Source organism: Tritonibacter scottomollicae, assembly GCF_032924845.1.
GTDB lineage: Bacteria > Pseudomonadota > Alphaproteobacteria > Rhodobacterales > Rhodobacteraceae > Epibacterium > Epibacterium scottomollicae.
This window is the reverse complement of sequence record NZ_CP136702.1, coordinates 65242-82591: the sequence shown is the minus strand read 5'-3', so window position 1 is coordinate 82591 and position 17350 is coordinate 65242. Positions and strand designations below refer to the sequence as shown.

Genomic DNA, 17350 nt, shown 5'->3' with positions numbered 1-17350 from the left:
CGGTCGCGCTGAGGTCATCGCACCTCAATGCAAGAAGGCCGCCGTTTTGAAACAAGGGCGGCCTTCTTCTGTTAGCAGCGATTTGCGGCTCTGCTTAGGCGGAGGGTCCGCCCTTTTCGCCAACATCCCAGAACACGCCCGCCATGACCCGCAGTGCATCGCGGCAGACTGGCTTCAGAACATGCTCGTTCGGTGCATGCTGCGAGCAGCCGCGATAGGAGTGCGGCACCCAGATGGTCGGAACCTCAAGAATGTCGGTGAAACTGTCGTTGGGCAATGACCCGGCAAGGTTCGGCAGCACATGCAGATCGCCCGAGGTTTCGCGGATCGAATTGCCCACGAACTGTGCCCAAGGATGCTCGGGGTCGAGCCGTGTGGCGGCAAAGAACCCGCGATCATGGCAGCGGATTTCCACGTTCTGGAACCCATGTGAGTCCAGATGACGGCGGAGGGCAGGGACCACGTCCTCAGGCTCAGTGCCGACCACATAGCGCAGCTGACAGGTCGCGCGCGCCCAGCCGGAAATCGCGTTGACCGGGGCGTCCGGCACGCCGGAGACCATCGCCAGCACGGTAAAGCTGTTCCAGCCGAACACACGTTCCGCCGGGGTCAGGTCTTCTTCGCCCCAGTCGGGGTTCACATCCGGGCCTTGTCCCCCTGAAACGGGCAGATCCTTCAACGCGGCGCGTACGCTGTCTGTCAGGCTGTCGGGGCGCCATTCCGGAACCTTGATCTGGCCACGCACATCGGTGATCGAAGCCAGCGCATGCGCAAGGATCATCGCCGGGTCGGACAGCAGGCCGCCCCAGTTGCCCGAGTGATGCGCGCCCTCGTGGGTTTCCACCACCAGATCGAACGTCGTCCCCCCGCGCGAGCCCATGAACATGGTGGGGACCTCGGGTTGCAGGCGGGGGCCGTCTGAGGCGATCAACACATCCGCCGTCAGCCGGTCCTTGTAGGTCTTGAACACCTCCGGCAGGCCAACAGAGCCAACTTCTTCGCTCATCTCCAACACGATACGCGTGTTGAAACCGAGGTGACCCCGCTCTGCGACCACCGCCTCAAGGGCTGCGATATTGATCAGATGCTGGCCCTTGTTGTCCGCCGTTCCGCGTCCATAGAGCCGGTCGCCTTCTTCGACGATTTCCCAGGGCGAAAGCCCCTCGCGCCACATGCCTTCCTGGCCCAATACAGCGTCGCCATGACCATAGGTGAGCACGGTCGGAAGGTCATCCCCTTCGACCCGCTCCCCGATCAGGAGCGGCCCGCCGCGCGGATCGGGATTGTCGATGATCTCGCAGGCAAAGCCCAAGGCGATCAGGCGCGGCAGCATTGCTTCCTTCAGGTAGCGCAGGCATTCGCTGCGCGCGTCGGGCGCGTCATTCTGGCTCTCGCTGCGATAGGTCACGAGATCCGCAAGGTCAGATTGGAATGTTCCGGCCTCGTAATAGTCAGTCACGCGGGAAATGGCGGCGTCGCGGGTCATAGGTCGTCCTCGGATATTGCGTCACCCCAGGGTGACATGATTTCGGTGCAGCCGCTGTTGGCGCCATCCTTGCGCATCACGCCTGCGGGGCAGGCGAAGGCATAGGGGGAGACGGTCCGCCGGGTGGTCTGCGTTGGTTTTTCGTCCGATAGGGCTGAAATCACCTCTGTCGGCAGCGTTTCGTCCGCGATGATCTGCGCGCCGCCTGACATGTCGATGCGCGGCGTATGAAAGGCCTGTTCCACATCCATTTCGCCATCGACGACAAAAGACGCCAGCTGCGACACGGCCGAGACGATCTTGCGCCCGCCAGACGCGCCAAAGGCAAAGCGCGTGTCGCCGCGTTCACCCAACACCGGGCAGACGTTCATCAGGCAGGCCTTGTTCGGCGCGAGGGAGTTCGGGCGGCCCTGTTCGGGGTCAAACCACATGATGCCGTTGTTCATCAGGAACCCGGTTGAGGGCGACACAACCCGGCTGCCAAAGATCGACAGCAACGTCTGGGTGTGGGTGACCATGTTGCCGTCCCGGTCCACCACGGAGAAATGCGTGGTGCAGCCGGGCGCCTCTGGCACTTCGCCGTCGTCGCCCATCTTGCCGAGCCGCTCTGCATAGGCTTGGTCGAGAGCGCGAGCATAGGCCACATAGGTTGCGGCAGGCGTCGAAAGATCTGCGGTTTCAAGCTGTTCCATCACGCGGGCGAAGGTCGGGCCCGCCGTCAGCCCCGGCATCACGTGAAAGCGCGCGTTGCGGTAATCGACAGGGCGGGCCGCGCCCATCCAGGCGGAGTATCCGGCGAGATCTTCTGCGGCGAGGCAACCGCCCTTGTCCTGAACATCCTGCGCCATCGCCTGCGCCAGATCGCCTTCGTAGAAACTACGCGGTCCAGCCTCGGCCATATGCGCAAGCGAGGCGGCCACGCGGCTCTGGTCGAGCCGATTGTCGGGGATCGCGGTCCAGCCAGAGCCCTTGGGCCATGTGCCATCGTCAAGGAACATCGCAGCCGCGTCGGGATCCTTGGCCAGATTGCGCGCGGTCGAGGCGATCAGCAGCGCTGCATACCAGTCGACAAGCATTCCCTCGCGGGCATGACTGACAGCGGGTGCCAGAAGCTCCGCCCATGGCATACGGCCCCAGCGAGCGTGGGCCTGGCCAAGACCGTCCACGGTGCCGGGCACGGCGATTGCGGTCGCGCCCTCGACGTTGCGATCCTCGACCACGCGTTCCCAGGGGAAGAGATCCCCGGCCTTGCCATCGCCAGACAGGGGATAGTCGTTTATATTCAACCCCTTCGGCGATCTCATGCCGAAGTTAATCGCCACCGCCTCGCCAGTGTCCGCGCGCCAGTGGATCGCGGCACCACCGCCGGCTGGGCCGCTCATCCAGGGTTCCAGAACCCCGACGACAAAGGAGGTCGCGACAGCGGCATCAACGGCATCCCCGCCAGCGCGCAAGACTGCGGCACCCGCTTCGGCAGCCTGACGGTGCTGGGAGGCGACGACGCCGCCCGCGGTTTCGATGACATGCTTGCGGGTGTGCTGTGTTCTCGACAGTGCGCTCATGCGGCATCCTGACGTGTCATCGGGCTCTCCGGGTCGTGAAGGTGGCATTCCACCCGGCCATGTTCGGTCTGGATCGGACGGGGGGCGACCGTTTTGCAGTGCTCCGTCGCCAGTGGGCAGCGCGGGTGAAAGGCACAGCCCGAGGGCGGGTTGATCGGGTTCGGATAGGCGGTGCCAAGGGCGGTTTCCGGCACGCCCAGCCCCGGCTCCGGGGTCAGGACCGAACTCAACAGGGCCTTAGTATAGGGGTGCTTGGGGGCCTCAAACAGCTCTGCCACAGGCGCCTCTTCGACGATCCGGCCAAGATACATGACCGCCACCCGTGTCGCCAGATGCTCCACCACCGCGAGGTCGTGGCTGATAAACAGATAGGTCAGGCCAAACTCACGGCGCAGCTCGCCCAGCAGGTTGAGGATCTGGCTTTGGACAGACACATCCAGCGCCGAGGTCGGCTCATCGCAGATGACGATCTCGGGCTTCATCACCAGCGCGCGCGCAATGGCGACCCGCTGACGCTGACCGCCGGACATCTGGCTGGGGTAGGTGTTCATCACCCGTTGCGGCAGACCGACGATGTCGAGGATGTCCTTCACCGCCTTGGTCTGGCTGGCGGTATTGCCGATCTTGTGCACCCGCAGCGGCAGGGAGATAATATCGTAAATCGACTTGCGTGGATTGAGCGAGGAATAGGGATCCTGAAAGATCGGCTGCAGGCGTCCGGCCAGACCGCGCCGATCAAGGGTCGCCATTGACTCCCCCTCAACAAGTACATCGCCGGACGTGGGTTTTTCCAGCCCCAGCAATAGCTTGGCCAATGTGGACTTGCCACATCCGGATTCCCCAACCAGCCCCAGCACCTCGCCCTTGCCGAGCGAGAGCGTGACATCGTTGACGGCTGTCAGCGGCTTGCGCGGGCCAAACATGCCCTGCTTGACGCTGTAGGTTTTCTTTACTCCGTCCAGGGTCAGAACATCACTCATGCGACCTCTCCTTCTTCGGACAACGCGCCGTCGGGGTGGACGCATTTGAACTCATGGCTGGCGTCGCCTCTGAGCGGGATTGCTTCGCGACATTCGGGGCGGGCATGGGCACAGCGGGTGCGGAAGACGCAGCCGCTGACATCGCCGATCAGCGACGGCACAATGCCGGGAATGGTGCCAAGGGGCGCGCCGCGTTCGGTTTTGCCCGGCTGCGGGATGCAGCGCAGCAGACCGCGCGTGTAAGGGTGGCTTGGTGCGGCAAAGACCTCTGATGCAGGGCCTGTCTCGACCAGCTCACCCGCATACATCACCGCAACCTTGTCGGCGACACGGGCCACCACACCCAGATCATGGGTGATGAGGATCATCGCCATGTTCATCTCGCGGGTCAGATCGACCAGGAGCCGCAGGATCTGCGCCTGAATGGTCACATCAAGGGCGGTTGTCGGCTCGTCCGCGATCAACAGATCCGGCTCGCACATCAGCGCCAGCGCGATCATCACCCGCTGACGCAGACCACCGGACAGCTGGTGGGGATATTGCGACAGGCGGCTTTCGGCGGCGGTGATGCCGACCTTTTCCAACAGCTCCACCGCGCGGGCGCGGGCCGCCGCCTTGCTGACCTTGCGGTGCAGCAAAAGCGTCTCGGTCAGCTGATCGCCGATGGTATAGGCCGGGTTGAGCGAGGTCATCGGCTCCTGAAAGATCATCGCGATCCGGTTGCCGCGCAGATCGCGCATCACCCGGCGGTTGGCCTTTTGCAGGTCGACATCGTCAAACCGCATCTCGTCGGCCTGGCGTTTGATGGACTTGCCCAGAAGCCCCATCACCGCCAGCGAGGTCAGGGATTTGCCCGACCCGCTTTCGCCGACGATCGACAGGGTCTCGCCGCGTTTGAGGTCAAAGTCGATGCCGCGCACCGCTTTCAGCGTGCCGCTGCCGGTGGGGATGTTGAGGGTCAGGTTCTTTACGGAAAGAAGCGTATCAGTCATGGCTCAGCTCCGTCCTTCGGGGGCGGTGACGTCACGCAGACCGTCGCCCATCAGATTGATCGCCAGCACCAGCACAAACAGCACGGCACCGGGAATGAGAACGAGCCATGGCTCGAACAGCATCATGTTCTTGCCTTCGCTCACCATCAGGCCCCAGGACGGGGTAGGGGGCTGCACACCGAGGCCGAGAAAGCTCAGCGCCGCTTCGAGCAGGATGGCGTGCGCCATCTCCAGCGTGATCACGACGATCAGGTTGTTGAAGATATTCGGCATGATCTCGGTCAGCAGAATGCGCGGGGTGGAAGCGCCGATCACCTGCGCAGCGGCCACATAGTCGCGACGGCTGACCTGCAGGGTGGAGGCGCGCATGACCACGGCAAAGCGGTCCCACAGCAACAGACCCAGCACGCAGACCACCACGGTGAGCGAGCCACCGAGGATGGCAACCACCGCGAGCGCCACCAGCACCACCGGCATCGCGAGACGCACGTTGATGAGGAAGGTGACAACCGCGTCGACCTTGCCGCCGAAGTAGCCGGCCGCGACACCCATCGCGGTGCCGATCACGCCGGAAATCAGAGCAGCCACCGCACCGATCAACAGCGACACGCGGGCGCCGTAGATCAGGCGCGACAGGTAGTCCCGGCCCAGATGGTCGGTGCCCAGCGGATGTTCCCAGGTGCCGCCCATGAAGACAGGCGGAACCATCCGGTTCATCAGGCTTTGCGCATAGGGGTCATGCGGGGCGAGCACCGGTGCCAGAATGGCGATCAGTACCAGCAGGCCGACAACGCCCATGCCGAAGAGCAGCCCCTTGTGCCCAAATGCGCGCAGCTTGAGCATCTGGCGCGGAGAGGGGCCTTGGATTTCTTGGTAGAGAGGATCAGTGGAGTCGGTCACGTCAGGAACTCCGCATTCTGGGGTCAAGCCAGGCGTTCAGAACGTCGGCGAGAAAGGTGAAGACGATGTAGAACATCGAGAAAACGAGGATCAGCGCCTGCACGGTGGGCAGGTCGTTGCGGGCAATGCTCTCCCAGGCGAGGAAGCCTGCGCCATGCAGGGCAAAGACCGATTCCACCACGATCGAGCCGCCCAGCATGAAGCCCATCTGGACCGCAGCCAAGCTGACCACCGGGATGATCGCATTGCGCAGGGCGTGTTTGAACAGCACCCGGCCTTCGCCGGCGCCCTTTGCGCGTGCGGTGCGGATGAAGTCCGAATTCAGCACGTCCAGCATGCCGGCCCGCGTCAATCGCATGATCGCTGGCATCGCGTAGTAGCCAAGCACGATGGTCGGCATGATGAAATGCCGCCAGGTTGCCGCGCCAGAAGGCGGCAGCCAGCCGAGCTGAATGGCAAACACAACGATCAGAATGAGGCCAAACCAGAACGACGGCATCGCCTGACCGGCAACGGACAGGAACAGCGCGACGCGGTCGATGAGGGAGTTGGGACGGATCGCAGCAGCCACGCCAAGAGGAACGGCCGTGAGGAGGGCAAACAGGATACCACAGACCCCCAGCAGCATGGTCACTTGCAGACGCTCTGCGATCAGGCTGGCGACGGGCAGTTTGAAATAATAGCTCTCGCCAAAATCGCCCTGCACGGCCGAGAACAGCCATTCGCCGTATTGCACCAACATGGGGCGGTCAAAACCATAGAGGCGGCGGATGGCCTCGACATCTTCGCCGCTGGCGGTTTCGCCAGCCAGGGCGGCTGCAGGATCTCCGGACAAGAACAGCAGGGAAAAACTGATGAAGCTGACGGTCAAAGCCACTAGCAAAGCCAGGCCCAGTCTCTTCAGGATGAATGGAAGCATGAGGTACCTCGGGCGTCAGGCACTATAGGCCCGCGCATCTGGGGATGTGTCGTGTGAGGAGCGTGTCGGGAGGAGGGTGAGGGGCGCGGGGCCCCTCACCAGAGGCAGATCAGTTCCAGGACATGTCCACGAACCGCAGCACCTCGTCGGCAGTCGGCGTGTAGCTGACGTCGCCGGTGAAGACGTAGTTGGTGTTGTAGCTGAACATCGGTGCCCAATAGGCTTCCTTGGTGATCTTCTTCAGCGCCTTGGTGTAATTCTCGATCCGCTCGTCCGGGTTGGTGGAGCTGTCGGCCACGTCCAGCCACTCCAGCACTTCATCGTCGCGGGTGCTGTCGAGCGAGCCGTGCTTGAAGAACTGGCTGACCATGGCGGAGGCGTCGTTGATCGAATAGCTGCCCCAGGTCTGGAACGACAGCGGCACTTCGCCTTTCATGTTTAGCTCGCGCAGGGCGGAGTACTGAAGCATCTTGAAGTCGGTGTCGATGCCGACCGCGTTGAGGTAGGACGAGATCGCCTCGGCGTACTGACGGTCGCGATACGCATAGAACGGCGTGCTGAACCCATCCGGATAGCCAGCTTCGGCCAGCAATTCCTTAGCCTTTTCCGGGTTGTAGTCATAGGTGGTCACATCCTGCACGCAGCCGAACTGGCTGGGGAAACAGGGGGTGTTGATGACTTGGCTCGACCCTTGCAGCAGCGCTTCGACCAGTTCTTCGCGGTTGATCGCGTAGTTGACCGCCTCGCGCACCTTGGCATTGGTGAAAGGGTTGTCCTCGCCGGAACGACCTGCGGAGTCCATTTGCAGATAGCCCACGCGCATGGTGGATTCATTGGCAACGGTGAACTGACCCATCTCGGCCAGCTTCTCGGCCTGATCCGCAGGCACCTGCCAGATCAGATCCAGTGAGCCGGAGAACAGCTCTGCCATCTGGGTGTTGACGTCGGGAATGGTGCGGATGTCGATTTTGTCGATTTCCGGCTGACCCTTGGGGCTGTCGTGGTAGTTTTCATTCTTTTCCAGCACGAAATGCTGTCCCGGAACCACGTCGGTCACTTTGTAGGGGCCGGTGCCGACTGGTTTCAGACCCATGCCGGAGGGGCCAGCCTCGGCATAGTATTCATTCGGATACATGGACACGGGGCCGGAGAGGAATTCGATCGCCGCCGGGAATTTGTCCTTCAGCAGGATGCGCACGGTATAGTCGTCGACTTTCTCTGCCGACTTCATCCAGTTTACGTTGCGCTGCGTCTTCACGCCGTTTTCTTCCTTGGCGACGTAGTTGACGGTGTAGACCACGTCATCGGCGTTGAAGGGTTCGCCATTGTGGAACGTGACCCCCTCGCGCAGCTTCAGCTCCAGCGTGGTGTCGTCGATCCATTCCCAGCTGGTGGCCAGGTTGCCGATGTATTCGTTGGTCTTCGGGTCACGGTAGATCAGACCGTCCCAAACGGCGCGCTGCATCACGACCCCTTCGCGGGAGGAGTTGAAGTAGCTGTCGACGTTTTCCAGCTCTTTGGTGAACGCCACGTTCAGGGTGCCAGACGCCTTGTCCGCAAGGGCGGGCATGGCGGTGGTGGAGGCCAGCGTGAGCGCGACGAGCGCGGAGCGGGTAAAGGAGAGATCAGTCATTTCATTTCCCTGTACTATACGTTGGAATAGTTGCAGTATCATTATTTGATACTTATGATCGCTATTTAACTATCATACTCAGATGCTGACGGTGTCCGTCAAGTCTTTGTTACATCCGTGTTTTCGAGACCCGGCAGAAATGGAAAAAGATGTTGGAAAAGAAGCAGAATCCGCTGTTCGTCGGCACCTTGGCCAAAGGGTTGCGTCTGCTGCGGGCGTTTGACGAATCACATGTTTCGTTGTCGCTGGCCGAGTTGGTCACCCTCACCGGTCTGGAGAAAAGCGCGGTACAGCGCATGGCGCATACGCTTCATCAAGAGGGGATGCTGGAGCGTGATCCGGGCACGCGTCGCTATCGGCCCAGCCATGCCTGGCTGGAGCTGGCCTATGCCTACTACTGGTCGGATCCGCTCATTTCGCGGGTGCTTCCAAAGCTGGTGGAGTTCAGCCGTGTTCATGGCGAGACCGTGAACCTGGCGCAGATTTCCGGCGATCACATCATCTACTCGCTGCGCCTGCCCAACCAAAGGACCCAGTTCGCGGCCAGTATCGTCGGGCGTCGCGTGCCAGCGCTTGGTACAGCGTCCGGGCGGGTGATATTGGCAACCTGGTCTGACGATGAAGTGGCACATGCGTTGGAAACCTGGCCGATCCGGGCCGCGACACCAAAGACCATCACCGACCGCGGGGCCATTGCTGACGGTATCGCCTGCGCGTCGCAGGACGGCTATTCGATCACGCAGGGTCAGATGATGCTGAATGAAATCAGCCTGGCGGTCCCGATTGTCGGCATCGACGGAAGGGCCAATGCGGCGCTGCAAGTTGCAGTCTCCAGCCACAGTTTTGATATCGAGCGGGTGAGGGAGGAGTTGCTGCCAGCCTTGCTCGACACCGCGAGCGGTATTCCCGGCTGACGTCTAGGGTTTTGGTGGTGCGCCGTGCCGCAGCAGATCGCGCAGGGCGGTTTCCGTCACTGGTTTTTCCAATCGTCCGGGCCCGGTTGCCGTGCGCAGGGCGGCAGGCATCCCGGCGATGCTGCGCGTTGACATGACGATCAACCGACAGGTCGGGTGCTGCGTGCGGGCAAGATGCAAGAGATCCCAGCCTGAGGCGCCATGGTCGAGGTTGAGGTCGCTCAACACCAGATCAACGGCGTGCAGACGGGTGATTGCTGCGGCCCCCTCGGCAAAGGTCTCCGCCCGCAATACGGTAAACCCCAGACCTTCCAGGACCTGTGCCGCCGATATGAGATAGGTCGGATCATCGTCCACCACCACCGCCGTGCCGCTGACCAAGGTGCTGGCAGAGAGGTCCACGGGCTGCTCCAGGGGCGGAAAGCTGAGGTGGACCTCGGTGCCTTCATCTACGGTGGAGGACAAGGACAGCCGCCCACCGGACTGATGGACGAAACCATCCACCATCGACAGGCCGAGACCAGTGCCGCTGCCATCGCTGCGATGGGTGAAAAACGGTTCGGTGGCATGTTGCAGCACCTCGGGCGACATGCCGCAGCCATCGTCGCGGATGCGCAAGCATGCGCCGCCATCGGGATTTTCCGTCACGGTCACATGGATCTGCCCGGCGCCATCAATGGCCTGACCCGCGTTGACGCACAGGTTGAGAATCGCGCTTTCCAACTGGCCGGGGTCGACCCGCGCCAGCACCGGTTCTGCCGCCAGATCGAACTCCAGCTCGACGGTTTCGGGCAGCGCGATTTCGAGCAGATCTGCCATGCCCTCCACCAATAGTCCGACATCTGTCACCTGCGGCTCCAGATGTTGTTTGCGGGCAAAAGCCAACAGGCGTTCGGTCAGCGATACGCCCAGATCCAGCGCTGCACCAATGCGCTCGCGGATGCGCTCTGCGTCCTCGTTCGAGGCCGCGGACATCAGATGCATGTTGCCGGAGATGCTCGACAGGATATTGCCGAAATCATGCGCAACCTCACCGGTGACTTTCCCGAGCGTTTCCACCCGGCGGATCTCTTCCAGCCGTTCGTCAATACGCTTGCGTTCAGTGGTTTCCGACAGAAGCCAAACGGCGCCGCCATCGGGCAGGGGGGAATGGCGCAGCTCCAGCACATGGCCGGAGGCATCGACGTATTCTTCAAAGCCACCCCGCTCGCCCGCGCTGGCCTGACGGGTAAAGGCGGAGCGCGCAATCAGGTCCTGCATGTCGGCTGGCGCGTTGGGCTGATCCTCCGGCGGCAGCCGCAGGAGGCTACGCAGGTTGTCGTTTTCCGCCTCGATCTGCCCACTGGCGGCGGAAATTGCGACACCGTCCTTGATGTTGCGAAAAACACGGGAAAACAGCGCGTTCTGACGCCGGATTTCTCCGGTGCGGCGGTCCAGTTTGCGGGCATTGTCGCGAAACACCTGAAACGCGGCATAGAGCTGGCCGATCTCATCATCCGACACGCGGGCGCGGGGCAGGTCGCTGCGGTGGTCCCCTGCCGCCAGCGTGCGCATCGCATCGGCGATGCGGCGCAGGTTACGTGCGACATAGCGCGACACATAAAGCGCCGAGGTCACGGCAACCAGAAGGCTGACCAATGTCAGCGCGAGAAAGGAGTTTTTTGCGATGCCGAGGTTGTTTGACGTCTCGGTTCGGGCCTGTGACAGGCGCGCCTCGGCTTGGGCAACTTTTTCCTCGGCATAGGTGGTAATGCGGCCTGCCTGCTGGCGAATGCGAAACAGGGCGTTCTCTGCATCAAGCTGGGCTGCGATTTTTCGATGCTTAAGCGCAAACAGCCCCTCGCTGCGGCGAACGGCGGCCTGAATCTCCGCAAAAGTTGCCTGGTGAACCGGCATCAAGGCGGGCTCGATCCGGTCTCGGGTGGTCGTGTAGCGGCGGGTGAATTCCCCCAGTTCGATCAGCGCGTTTGCACGACCCGCACCGATGGCACTGGCGGTCAGCTGTTGAAGTTCGGCCCAGACCTCGCGTTCCGGCAGCGGCAGGGAGGTATCGCCGGACAGGCGCCGCACGCGCTGGTTCAATCGCAACATGTCGCGGTCTATGGCGGTGAGGGCGGCGATGCGTGCGGTTTGCGGCACCAGCGCTGAGGTCAAATCGTCAATTGCCAGCCGCAGCCGCGCCAGCGGCAGGTCGAGTGCGGGGTCATTGGCCGCCTGTTCCTCGATGCTGCGGAGGTTCTGCAAGACGCTCTGTGCCTCTTGCTCCAGCTGGAAGGGCGGAAACAGCGCGTAGAGAAAGGGCGCAGAGGTTGCAAGATCCGCGGAGCGTCGCGAGAGTTCCAGCGCGTCGGAGACCTCGGTCAGCGTGTCCTGATGCAGGACGTTCATCCACAGTTCGGTCCGGTTCAGCACGCGCATCCCGATGAGGCTGACTAGAAGGATCAAGCCAAACAGCACGGCGATGGCGGCGGACAGGCGAAAGCGAATACTGAGACGAGAGAGGATGGACATCGGATGCAGAGCTCAGTTCGGTGACAGGTGGAACACATAGCCCTGTGACCTGCGCGTGAGCAAATGCACCGGCTTTGATGGCACCGCTTCGATCTTGCGACGCAATCGCAGGATCAGCACGTCGATGGTGCGATCCACATAGCGCTGCATGTCGGACCCCAGCTCCTCCAGCAACTCCGGGCGGGGAATGGTGCGTTCCGGGTTGCGTGCAAAATACTCCAGCAGACGGTATTCCGCATTGGTCAGCGGTATTTCATCGCCCGACTGGTCCAGCAACCGGCGCGATTGCAGGTCGATGCGCAGGCTGCCAAAGGCGATTTCCTGACCCGGGGCAGGGGCGGGCACCCGCTGGCTGCCCAAGCCATAGCGCCGCAGCACCGCACGGATGCGGGCGACCAGCTCACGCGGGTTGAACGGTTTGATCAGATAATCATCCGCGCCGGTTTCCAGTCCGATGATCTTGTCGATCTCATCACCAACGCCCGTCAGCATGACGATCGGAATCTCGTAGCGCTCCCGGATGTGGATCGCCAGAGTCAGACCGGATTCACCCTGAAGCCGCAGGTCGATCAAGGCCAAATCCACCGGCGGCGGGTCGCCAAGCGCAAGAAAGGCCGCGATATCAGGACAGCAGACCGGAGCGAAACCGCTGTCGCGCATCAGGGCGGACAGGGTCTCGCGCACGTTCGGATCATCGTCCACGATCGCGATGAGTGGCTCTGACTTGCCTGACTGCATTCCTGCCTCCTCCTCCTGCTCTGACCGGGGGTGCGCGCCTGCTGTTGTGGCACAGATGTCAAAAAACGCTAGCAGCTCAAAAGGCCTGCAACGGCATTTGAAACATTGTTAACATGAAAGCCGGGTTCCGGCTGTTTCATTAACATAACCTGTCTCGCTTCGGATGGCAGGTGGTCACTATCCTTTCTTCACCAGCGCCGTGACGGGTGGGAGACCGTTCCACCACTGGCGTTAAAGGGAGGAAAACATGGTAAAATTCTGGACCCGTGCCACGACGGCACTGGGCGTTCTGTCGATGAGCGCCGTGGCTGCAACAGCGGCAGAAGATTGCGCTGAGCGTGGCGCGTTGGATGTGCTCTATTGCGATGCAAACGGCGACCTGGTGGCCGATACGCCCACCGATCCGGCAGAACTGAGCAACCCCGACACGCTGGTGTTTGCCTATACGCCGGTCGAAGATCCCGCAGTCTATGCCGACATCTGGGAGCCCTTCATCACCCATCTGGAAGAGGCGACAGGCAAGGACGTGCAGTTCTTTGCCGTGCAGTCGAACTCTGCCGAGGTTGAGGCGATGCGCTCCGGTCGTTTGCATGTGGCAGGCTTCTCCACCGGGCCGACACCGTTTGCGGTGAACCTTGCCGGTGCGGTGCCCTTTGCGATCATGGGCGCGGCAGATGGCCAGTTCGGCTACAAGCTGCAGGTCTTCACTCAGGCTGACAGCGACATCAAGGAAGTGAAGGATCTGGCGGGCCGTCGTGTTGCGCATACCTCGCCGACTTCGAACTCCGGCAACCAGGCGCCGCGCGCGCTGTTCCCGGATCTGGGCGTAGAGCCCGACAAGGATTACGAGGTGGTCTATTCCGGGTCGCATGACCAGTCGATGCTGGGTGTGGTCGCGGGCGACTATGACGCGGCGCCGGTGGCGTCCGAAGTGGTCGACCGTATGGCAGAACGCGGTCTTTATGACACCGCTGACGTGCGCAAGATCTGGGAGAGCGATCCGTTCCCGACCACCTCCTTCACGCTGGCACATGATCTTGATCCGGCGCTGGCTGACAAGATCAAGGACGCCTTCTTCTCCTTCGACTTTGCCGGCACCAAGCTGGGCGATGAGTTCGACGGCGTCAGCAAGTTCATTCCGATCACCTACAAGGATCAATGGGCGGTCATCCGTCAGATCCAGAAGTCCAACGGCGTGGAATACACACCGCAGGGCCTGGCCGGAAACTGATCCACACATCCCGTCCCGGTCGGCGCAGCAGCCGACCGGGGCTTTTCGCGGCTTCCCGCGTGTGTTCGCCTGTCGGACCGCGTGGCAGAGGCGGGGCCGCGCATTGTCCGAGAGGCCGCTATGCTTAAAATCTCCAAATTGACCAAACGCTACGGATCCGGTGATCCGGTGTTGAAAGAGCTGGACCTGACCGTCGAGGGCGATCAGCTGACGTCCGTCATCGGGTCATCCGGTGCGGGCAAGAGTACGCTGTTGCGCTGTATCAACCGCCTGGTCGAACCCACCTCCGGCTCCGTTGATCTGAACGGCACCGAGTTCACCACATTGAACCGTCGCGAGCTGCGCGCCGCCCGCCGTCGTATCGGCATGGTGTTTCAGAGCTTCAACCTGATCGACCGTCTGACGGTGATGGAGAATGTGCAGTCCGGGCGGCTTGGCTACATCTCGACCTGGGCGGCGCTGACGCGGCGCTATCCCCGTGATGACATCCGCCACGCCTACGAGCTGATGGAGCGGGTTGGCATCGCACATTATGCCAACAAACGCGCCGATGAACTGTCGGGCGGTGAGCGTCAGCGGGTCGGCGTGGTGCGCGCCTTGATGCAGCGCCCCGAAATCCTGCTGGCGGATGAGCCGACCGCGTCGCTTGACCCGAAAACCTCGGAACAGATCATGTCGCTGCTGCGCGATCTGGCAAGCGAACTGAAACTGCCGGTCATCATCAACATTCACAACGTGACCGAGGCCAAGGAATACAGCGACCGTATCGTGGGCATGCGCTACGGGCGGATCATCTTTGACGATCTGCCGGCACAGCTGGGCAAGGCGGAGATGGACGAGATCTACGCCGGGGTTCCGGCAGAGGATCGCGCGCAGGTCGGGGCGGCGGCATGAGCGAGGTCAGAGATACCTGGCGCAAACCGCCGTTCATCGCCAGCCCGCTGTTGCGGTATGGGCTTTATGCTGCCGTGGCGATCTACTTCGTCTTCACGTTGGTCACGCTGCCGATCGACTGGGACCGGGTGGCCGACGGCATGACCCGGGCGCAGCGCATTTTCAGCGGTGCCTTCCCGCCGAGTTTTGAACGCTCTGGCCTACTGATTGACGGCTTTCTGGAGAGCCTGAAGATCGCCATTCTGGCAACCGTTGGCGGCATTGCCCTGTCGGTGCCACTGGCGTTCATGGCTGCAAGCAACATCTCGATAAAGCCGATCTACTTTCTGGGTCGTGGCATCATCATCGTTGCCCGCAGCTTTCACCCGGTGATCGTGGCGATCATCTTTGTGAAGGCCGTTGGCTTTGGCCCGTTTGCCGGGGCGTTGACCCTGGTGGTCTATTCCATCGGATTTGTCGCCAAGCTTCTGGCCGAGCGCATTGAAGAGATTGATTTTGGTCAGGTTGAGGCGATGCGTGCCGCGGGGGCCGGTTTCATCCCGACGCTGGCCTACGCGGTGATGCCGCAGATCATGCCCCGTCTGGTCGGTCTTGGGATCTATCAGCTGGACAGCAACTTGCGTGCATCTGCTGTGGTCGGAATTGTCGGCGCGGGCGGGATTGGTGCGACATTGGCGAATGCCTTTGGTCGCTATGACTATGACTTTGCACTCGCCATCACCATGGTCATCGTGGGCGTGATCCTCGTGTCCGAGGCAGTGAGCGGATTTGTCAGGAAGCGGATCGCATGATGAGCACTCAACCTTTGCAAAACACGCTTGACCACTGGTCTCGCTTCACCTTGCGTCAGCGCCTGATGCGCTATGGCGGGTTGGCCCTGACCCTGTTGGTTGTCAGCTGGGCGCTCAGCAGCATCGACGTGATCTGGGCCTGGGTCTGGGATGCGCCGTCGCAGATGGGCGACCTGTTTGGCCGCATGATGCCGCCGGATCCCTCGAACCTGCCGTCGATCCTCGAGGCGATCTGGCAGACCGTCAATATTGCCACGCTGGCGACGATGATCGCCGTGGTGGTGTCCTTGCCGGTGGCCTATATCGCCGCGCAGAACACCACGCCGAACAAGGCAGCACTGTGGGTGGGACGTTTCATCCTGGTGTCATCCCGGTCCGTGAACACCATCATCTGGGCGCTGCTGTTCGTGGCGATTTTCGGCCCCGGTATCGTGGCCGGTATCGTGGCGATCATGTTCCGGTCGATCGGGTTTCTGGGCAAACTGCTGGGCGAGGCGATCGAAGAGATTGATCGCAAGCCGGTAGAGGCGCTGGAGGCCTGCGGCGCGTCGCGCTTCAAGGTGGTGCTCTATGGGATCGTGCCACAGGTGATGCCCGCGTTCTTTGCCGTGGCGATCCTGCGCTGGGATATCAACCTGCGGGAATCCACCGTTCTCGGCCTTGTTGGTGCGGGCGGTATCGGGATGATCCTGCAGGGGGCGATCGACACCTTCAACTGGCCCGAAGTGTCGATGGTTCTGCTGACCATTCTGGCGTTGGTTGTTTTTGGCGAGGTGGTGTCGTCGTATCTGCGCAAGAAGATCCTCTGACGGGCGCAGGCCTGTAGTTATGAAAGAGGGCTCCGATCATGTCGGGGCCCTTTGTCATTTTGCGCCGCTTCGGGTCTGCCATCAGAGAGGCACAGTGGCCGGGTCTCAGGACGCGCCCATCTGAGAGCCAAGCTCGGATGTCTTAGGCACCACGAGGCTTTCGGCGAGGCTGTGCACCAAGTCACGGGCGTAGGCCTCCGCCTCTGGTCGCGTTTTTTTACTGCGCAACAGTTTTGCAAAGCGGCCACCTTTTTCCAACGAAAGATCACTCAGGATCAGAAGCGCCATCTCCTGCAGGCGATGTAGCACCTGCGCGCTTTCATCATCCGTCAGGCCCTGAACCAACGAGGCCGGGAGCTGCGTTTCAGCCAGCATGGATTTCAAGAGAGGACCGTGTTTGGACTGCTCCGCGTGGTTGAGGGCGGTTTCCACAACGCCGGCCATTTCGGCGCAAAAGATCTCGCGCTCGACCTGCGCGGCTTTCTCGCTATAGCCGATTTGGCGCAGGACGTGAATTTCGCCTTTGGCTGGAGTCTCGGTAAGCAGCAACCCGTCGAGCTGCAGTTCAACGGCGATGGGATCGCCGTAGGTCCGTCGAAGATCGCACCCTTCGCAGAACAGCACCAATTGCCGCATATCCGCCGCTGACAGATCGCAAGACATCCGGCTGATGCCTGTTGTGCCATCCGCCTTATGCGTCAGTGAAAACCGCCCGCTGCCATCTTCGCGCGTGGTCAGAACAAGGATCTTTGAAGTCATGCGCAGCAGTTACGTCGAAGCTGCAAGCGGTGCAAGCCGGGGTGCGCGAGCAGGTCGAACGGATCGGCGCGGAGTTGCCAGCAATTGAGTCTTTTCACTGTGCGCGCCCTTGGTCGCCGGGCAGTGAGCGCAAGGCGTCTGGCCGCTTTCCTTTTGTCGCACAGTTGTATAATAAGGTTTCATGCAGCGGTGCTCCGGTCTGCGAAATCTGGATTACGAAAAGGTTGTTCA

General features: G+C 61.8%; 15 protein-coding genes. 5 read left to right on the top strand and 10 right to left on the bottom strand.

Translation table 11 applies throughout. The annotated features are described in order from the left end of the window. Positions 1 to 94: 94 nt before the first annotated feature. The 7 genes from R1T40_RS00285 to R1T40_RS00255 all read right to left on the bottom strand — a co-directional run bounded on the left by R1T40_RS00285 (position 95) and on the right by R1T40_RS00255 (position 8472). Positions 95 to 1486 carry a M20 family metallopeptidase gene (locus R1T40_RS00285; RefSeq protein WP_317383987.1) on the bottom strand — a complete coding sequence of 464 codons (1392 nt, stop codon included), beginning with the start codon at positions 1484 to 1486 and terminating at the stop codon, positions 95 to 97. Then, positions 1483 to 3048: a gamma-glutamyltransferase gene (locus tag R1T40_RS00280; protein ID WP_317384072.1), complete on the bottom strand. Its 1566-nt coding sequence runs from the start codon at positions 3046 to 3048 to the stop codon at positions 1483 to 1485. Before R1T40_RS00280 ends, R1T40_RS00285 begins: the two co-directional genes overlap by 4 nt. Beyond that, complete coding sequence (locus R1T40_RS00275) at positions 3045 to 4028, bottom strand: ABC transporter ATP-binding protein (protein ID WP_106164669.1); 984 nt, start codon at positions 4026 to 4028, stop codon at positions 3045 to 3047. Before R1T40_RS00275 ends, R1T40_RS00280 begins: the two co-directional genes overlap by 4 nt. Further along, on the bottom strand, positions 4025 to 5020 hold the full coding sequence (locus tag R1T40_RS00270; protein ID WP_317384071.1) for an ABC transporter ATP-binding protein: 996 nt from the start codon (positions 5018 to 5020) through the stop codon (positions 4025 to 4027). The genes R1T40_RS00275 and R1T40_RS00270 overlap by 4 nt, the downstream gene beginning before the upstream one ends. Before the next feature lie 3 nt (positions 5021 to 5023). Continuing rightward, complete coding sequence (locus R1T40_RS00265) at positions 5024 to 5920, bottom strand: ABC transporter permease (RefSeq protein WP_106164667.1); 897 nt, start codon at positions 5918 to 5920, stop codon at positions 5024 to 5026. 1 nt (position 5921) lies between these two features. Next, positions 5922 to 6839: an ABC transporter permease gene (locus R1T40_RS00260; RefSeq protein WP_106164666.1), complete on the bottom strand. Its 918-nt coding sequence runs from the start codon at positions 6837 to 6839 to the stop codon at positions 5922 to 5924. 109 nt (positions 6840 to 6948) lie between these two features. Then, positions 6949 to 8472, bottom strand: a complete 1524-nt coding sequence (locus tag R1T40_RS00255) for an ABC transporter substrate-binding protein (protein WP_317384070.1) — start codon at positions 8470 to 8472, stop codon at positions 6949 to 6951. A gap of 152 nt (positions 8473 to 8624) precedes the next feature. On the opposite strand from R1T40_RS00255, the gene R1T40_RS00250 reads away from it, so the two are divergent. After that, a complete protein-coding gene (locus R1T40_RS00250; protein WP_106164738.1) occupies positions 8625 to 9386 on the top strand; it encodes an IclR family transcriptional regulator in 762 nt (253 codons plus the stop codon). 3 nt (positions 9387 to 9389) lie between these two features. On the opposite strand, the gene R1T40_RS00245 is transcribed toward R1T40_RS00250, so the two are convergent. Both R1T40_RS00245 and R1T40_RS00240 read right to left on the bottom strand, forming a co-directional pair. Next, positions 9390 to 11897, bottom strand: a complete 2508-nt coding sequence (locus R1T40_RS00245; protein WP_317384069.1) for an ATP-binding protein — start codon at positions 11895 to 11897, stop codon at positions 9390 to 9392. 12 nt (positions 11898 to 11909) lie between these two features. Beyond that, positions 11910 to 12635: a response regulator transcription factor gene (locus tag R1T40_RS00240; RefSeq protein WP_106164663.1), complete on the bottom strand. Its 726-nt coding sequence runs from the start codon at positions 12633 to 12635 to the stop codon at positions 11910 to 11912. Between the two features lie 247 nt (positions 12636 to 12882). Between R1T40_RS00240 and phnD the strand changes: the two genes are divergently transcribed. The 4 genes from phnD to phnE (R1T40_RS00220) all read left to right on the top strand — a co-directional run bounded on the left by phnD (position 12883) and on the right by phnE (R1T40_RS00220) (position 16360). Further along, the gene (gene phnD / locus R1T40_RS00235) at positions 12883 to 13866 is read left to right on the top strand and encodes a phosphate/phosphite/phosphonate ABC transporter substrate-binding protein (protein ID WP_317384068.1); all 984 of its coding nucleotides are present in this window, start codon (positions 12883 to 12885) and stop codon (positions 13864 to 13866) included. 120 nt (positions 13867 to 13986) lie between these two features. Then, positions 13987 to 14760 carry a phosphonate ABC transporter ATP-binding protein gene (phnC, locus tag R1T40_RS00230; protein ID WP_106164661.1) on the top strand — a complete coding sequence of 258 codons (774 nt, stop codon included), beginning with the start codon at positions 13987 to 13989 and terminating at the stop codon, positions 14758 to 14760. Next, on the top strand, positions 14757 to 15551 hold the full coding sequence (phnE, locus tag R1T40_RS00225; RefSeq protein ID WP_106164660.1) for a phosphonate ABC transporter, permease protein PhnE: 795 nt from the start codon (positions 14757 to 14759) through the stop codon (positions 15549 to 15551). Before phnC ends, phnE (R1T40_RS00225) begins: the two co-directional genes overlap by 4 nt. Beyond that, a complete protein-coding gene (phnE, locus tag R1T40_RS00220) occupies positions 15548 to 16360 on the top strand; it encodes a phosphonate ABC transporter, permease protein PhnE (protein WP_106164659.1) in 813 nt (270 codons plus the stop codon). Before phnE (R1T40_RS00225) ends, phnE (R1T40_RS00220) begins: the two co-directional genes overlap by 4 nt. A 105-nt stretch (positions 16361 to 16465) precedes the next feature. Here the strand turns inward: phnE (R1T40_RS00220) and R1T40_RS00215 are convergent, their stop codons facing one another. Next, on the bottom strand, positions 16466 to 17119 hold the full coding sequence (locus R1T40_RS00215; RefSeq protein WP_317384067.1) for a hypothetical protein: 654 nt from the start codon (positions 17117 to 17119) through the stop codon (positions 16466 to 16468). Between the last annotated feature and the right edge of the window lie 231 nt (positions 17120 to 17350).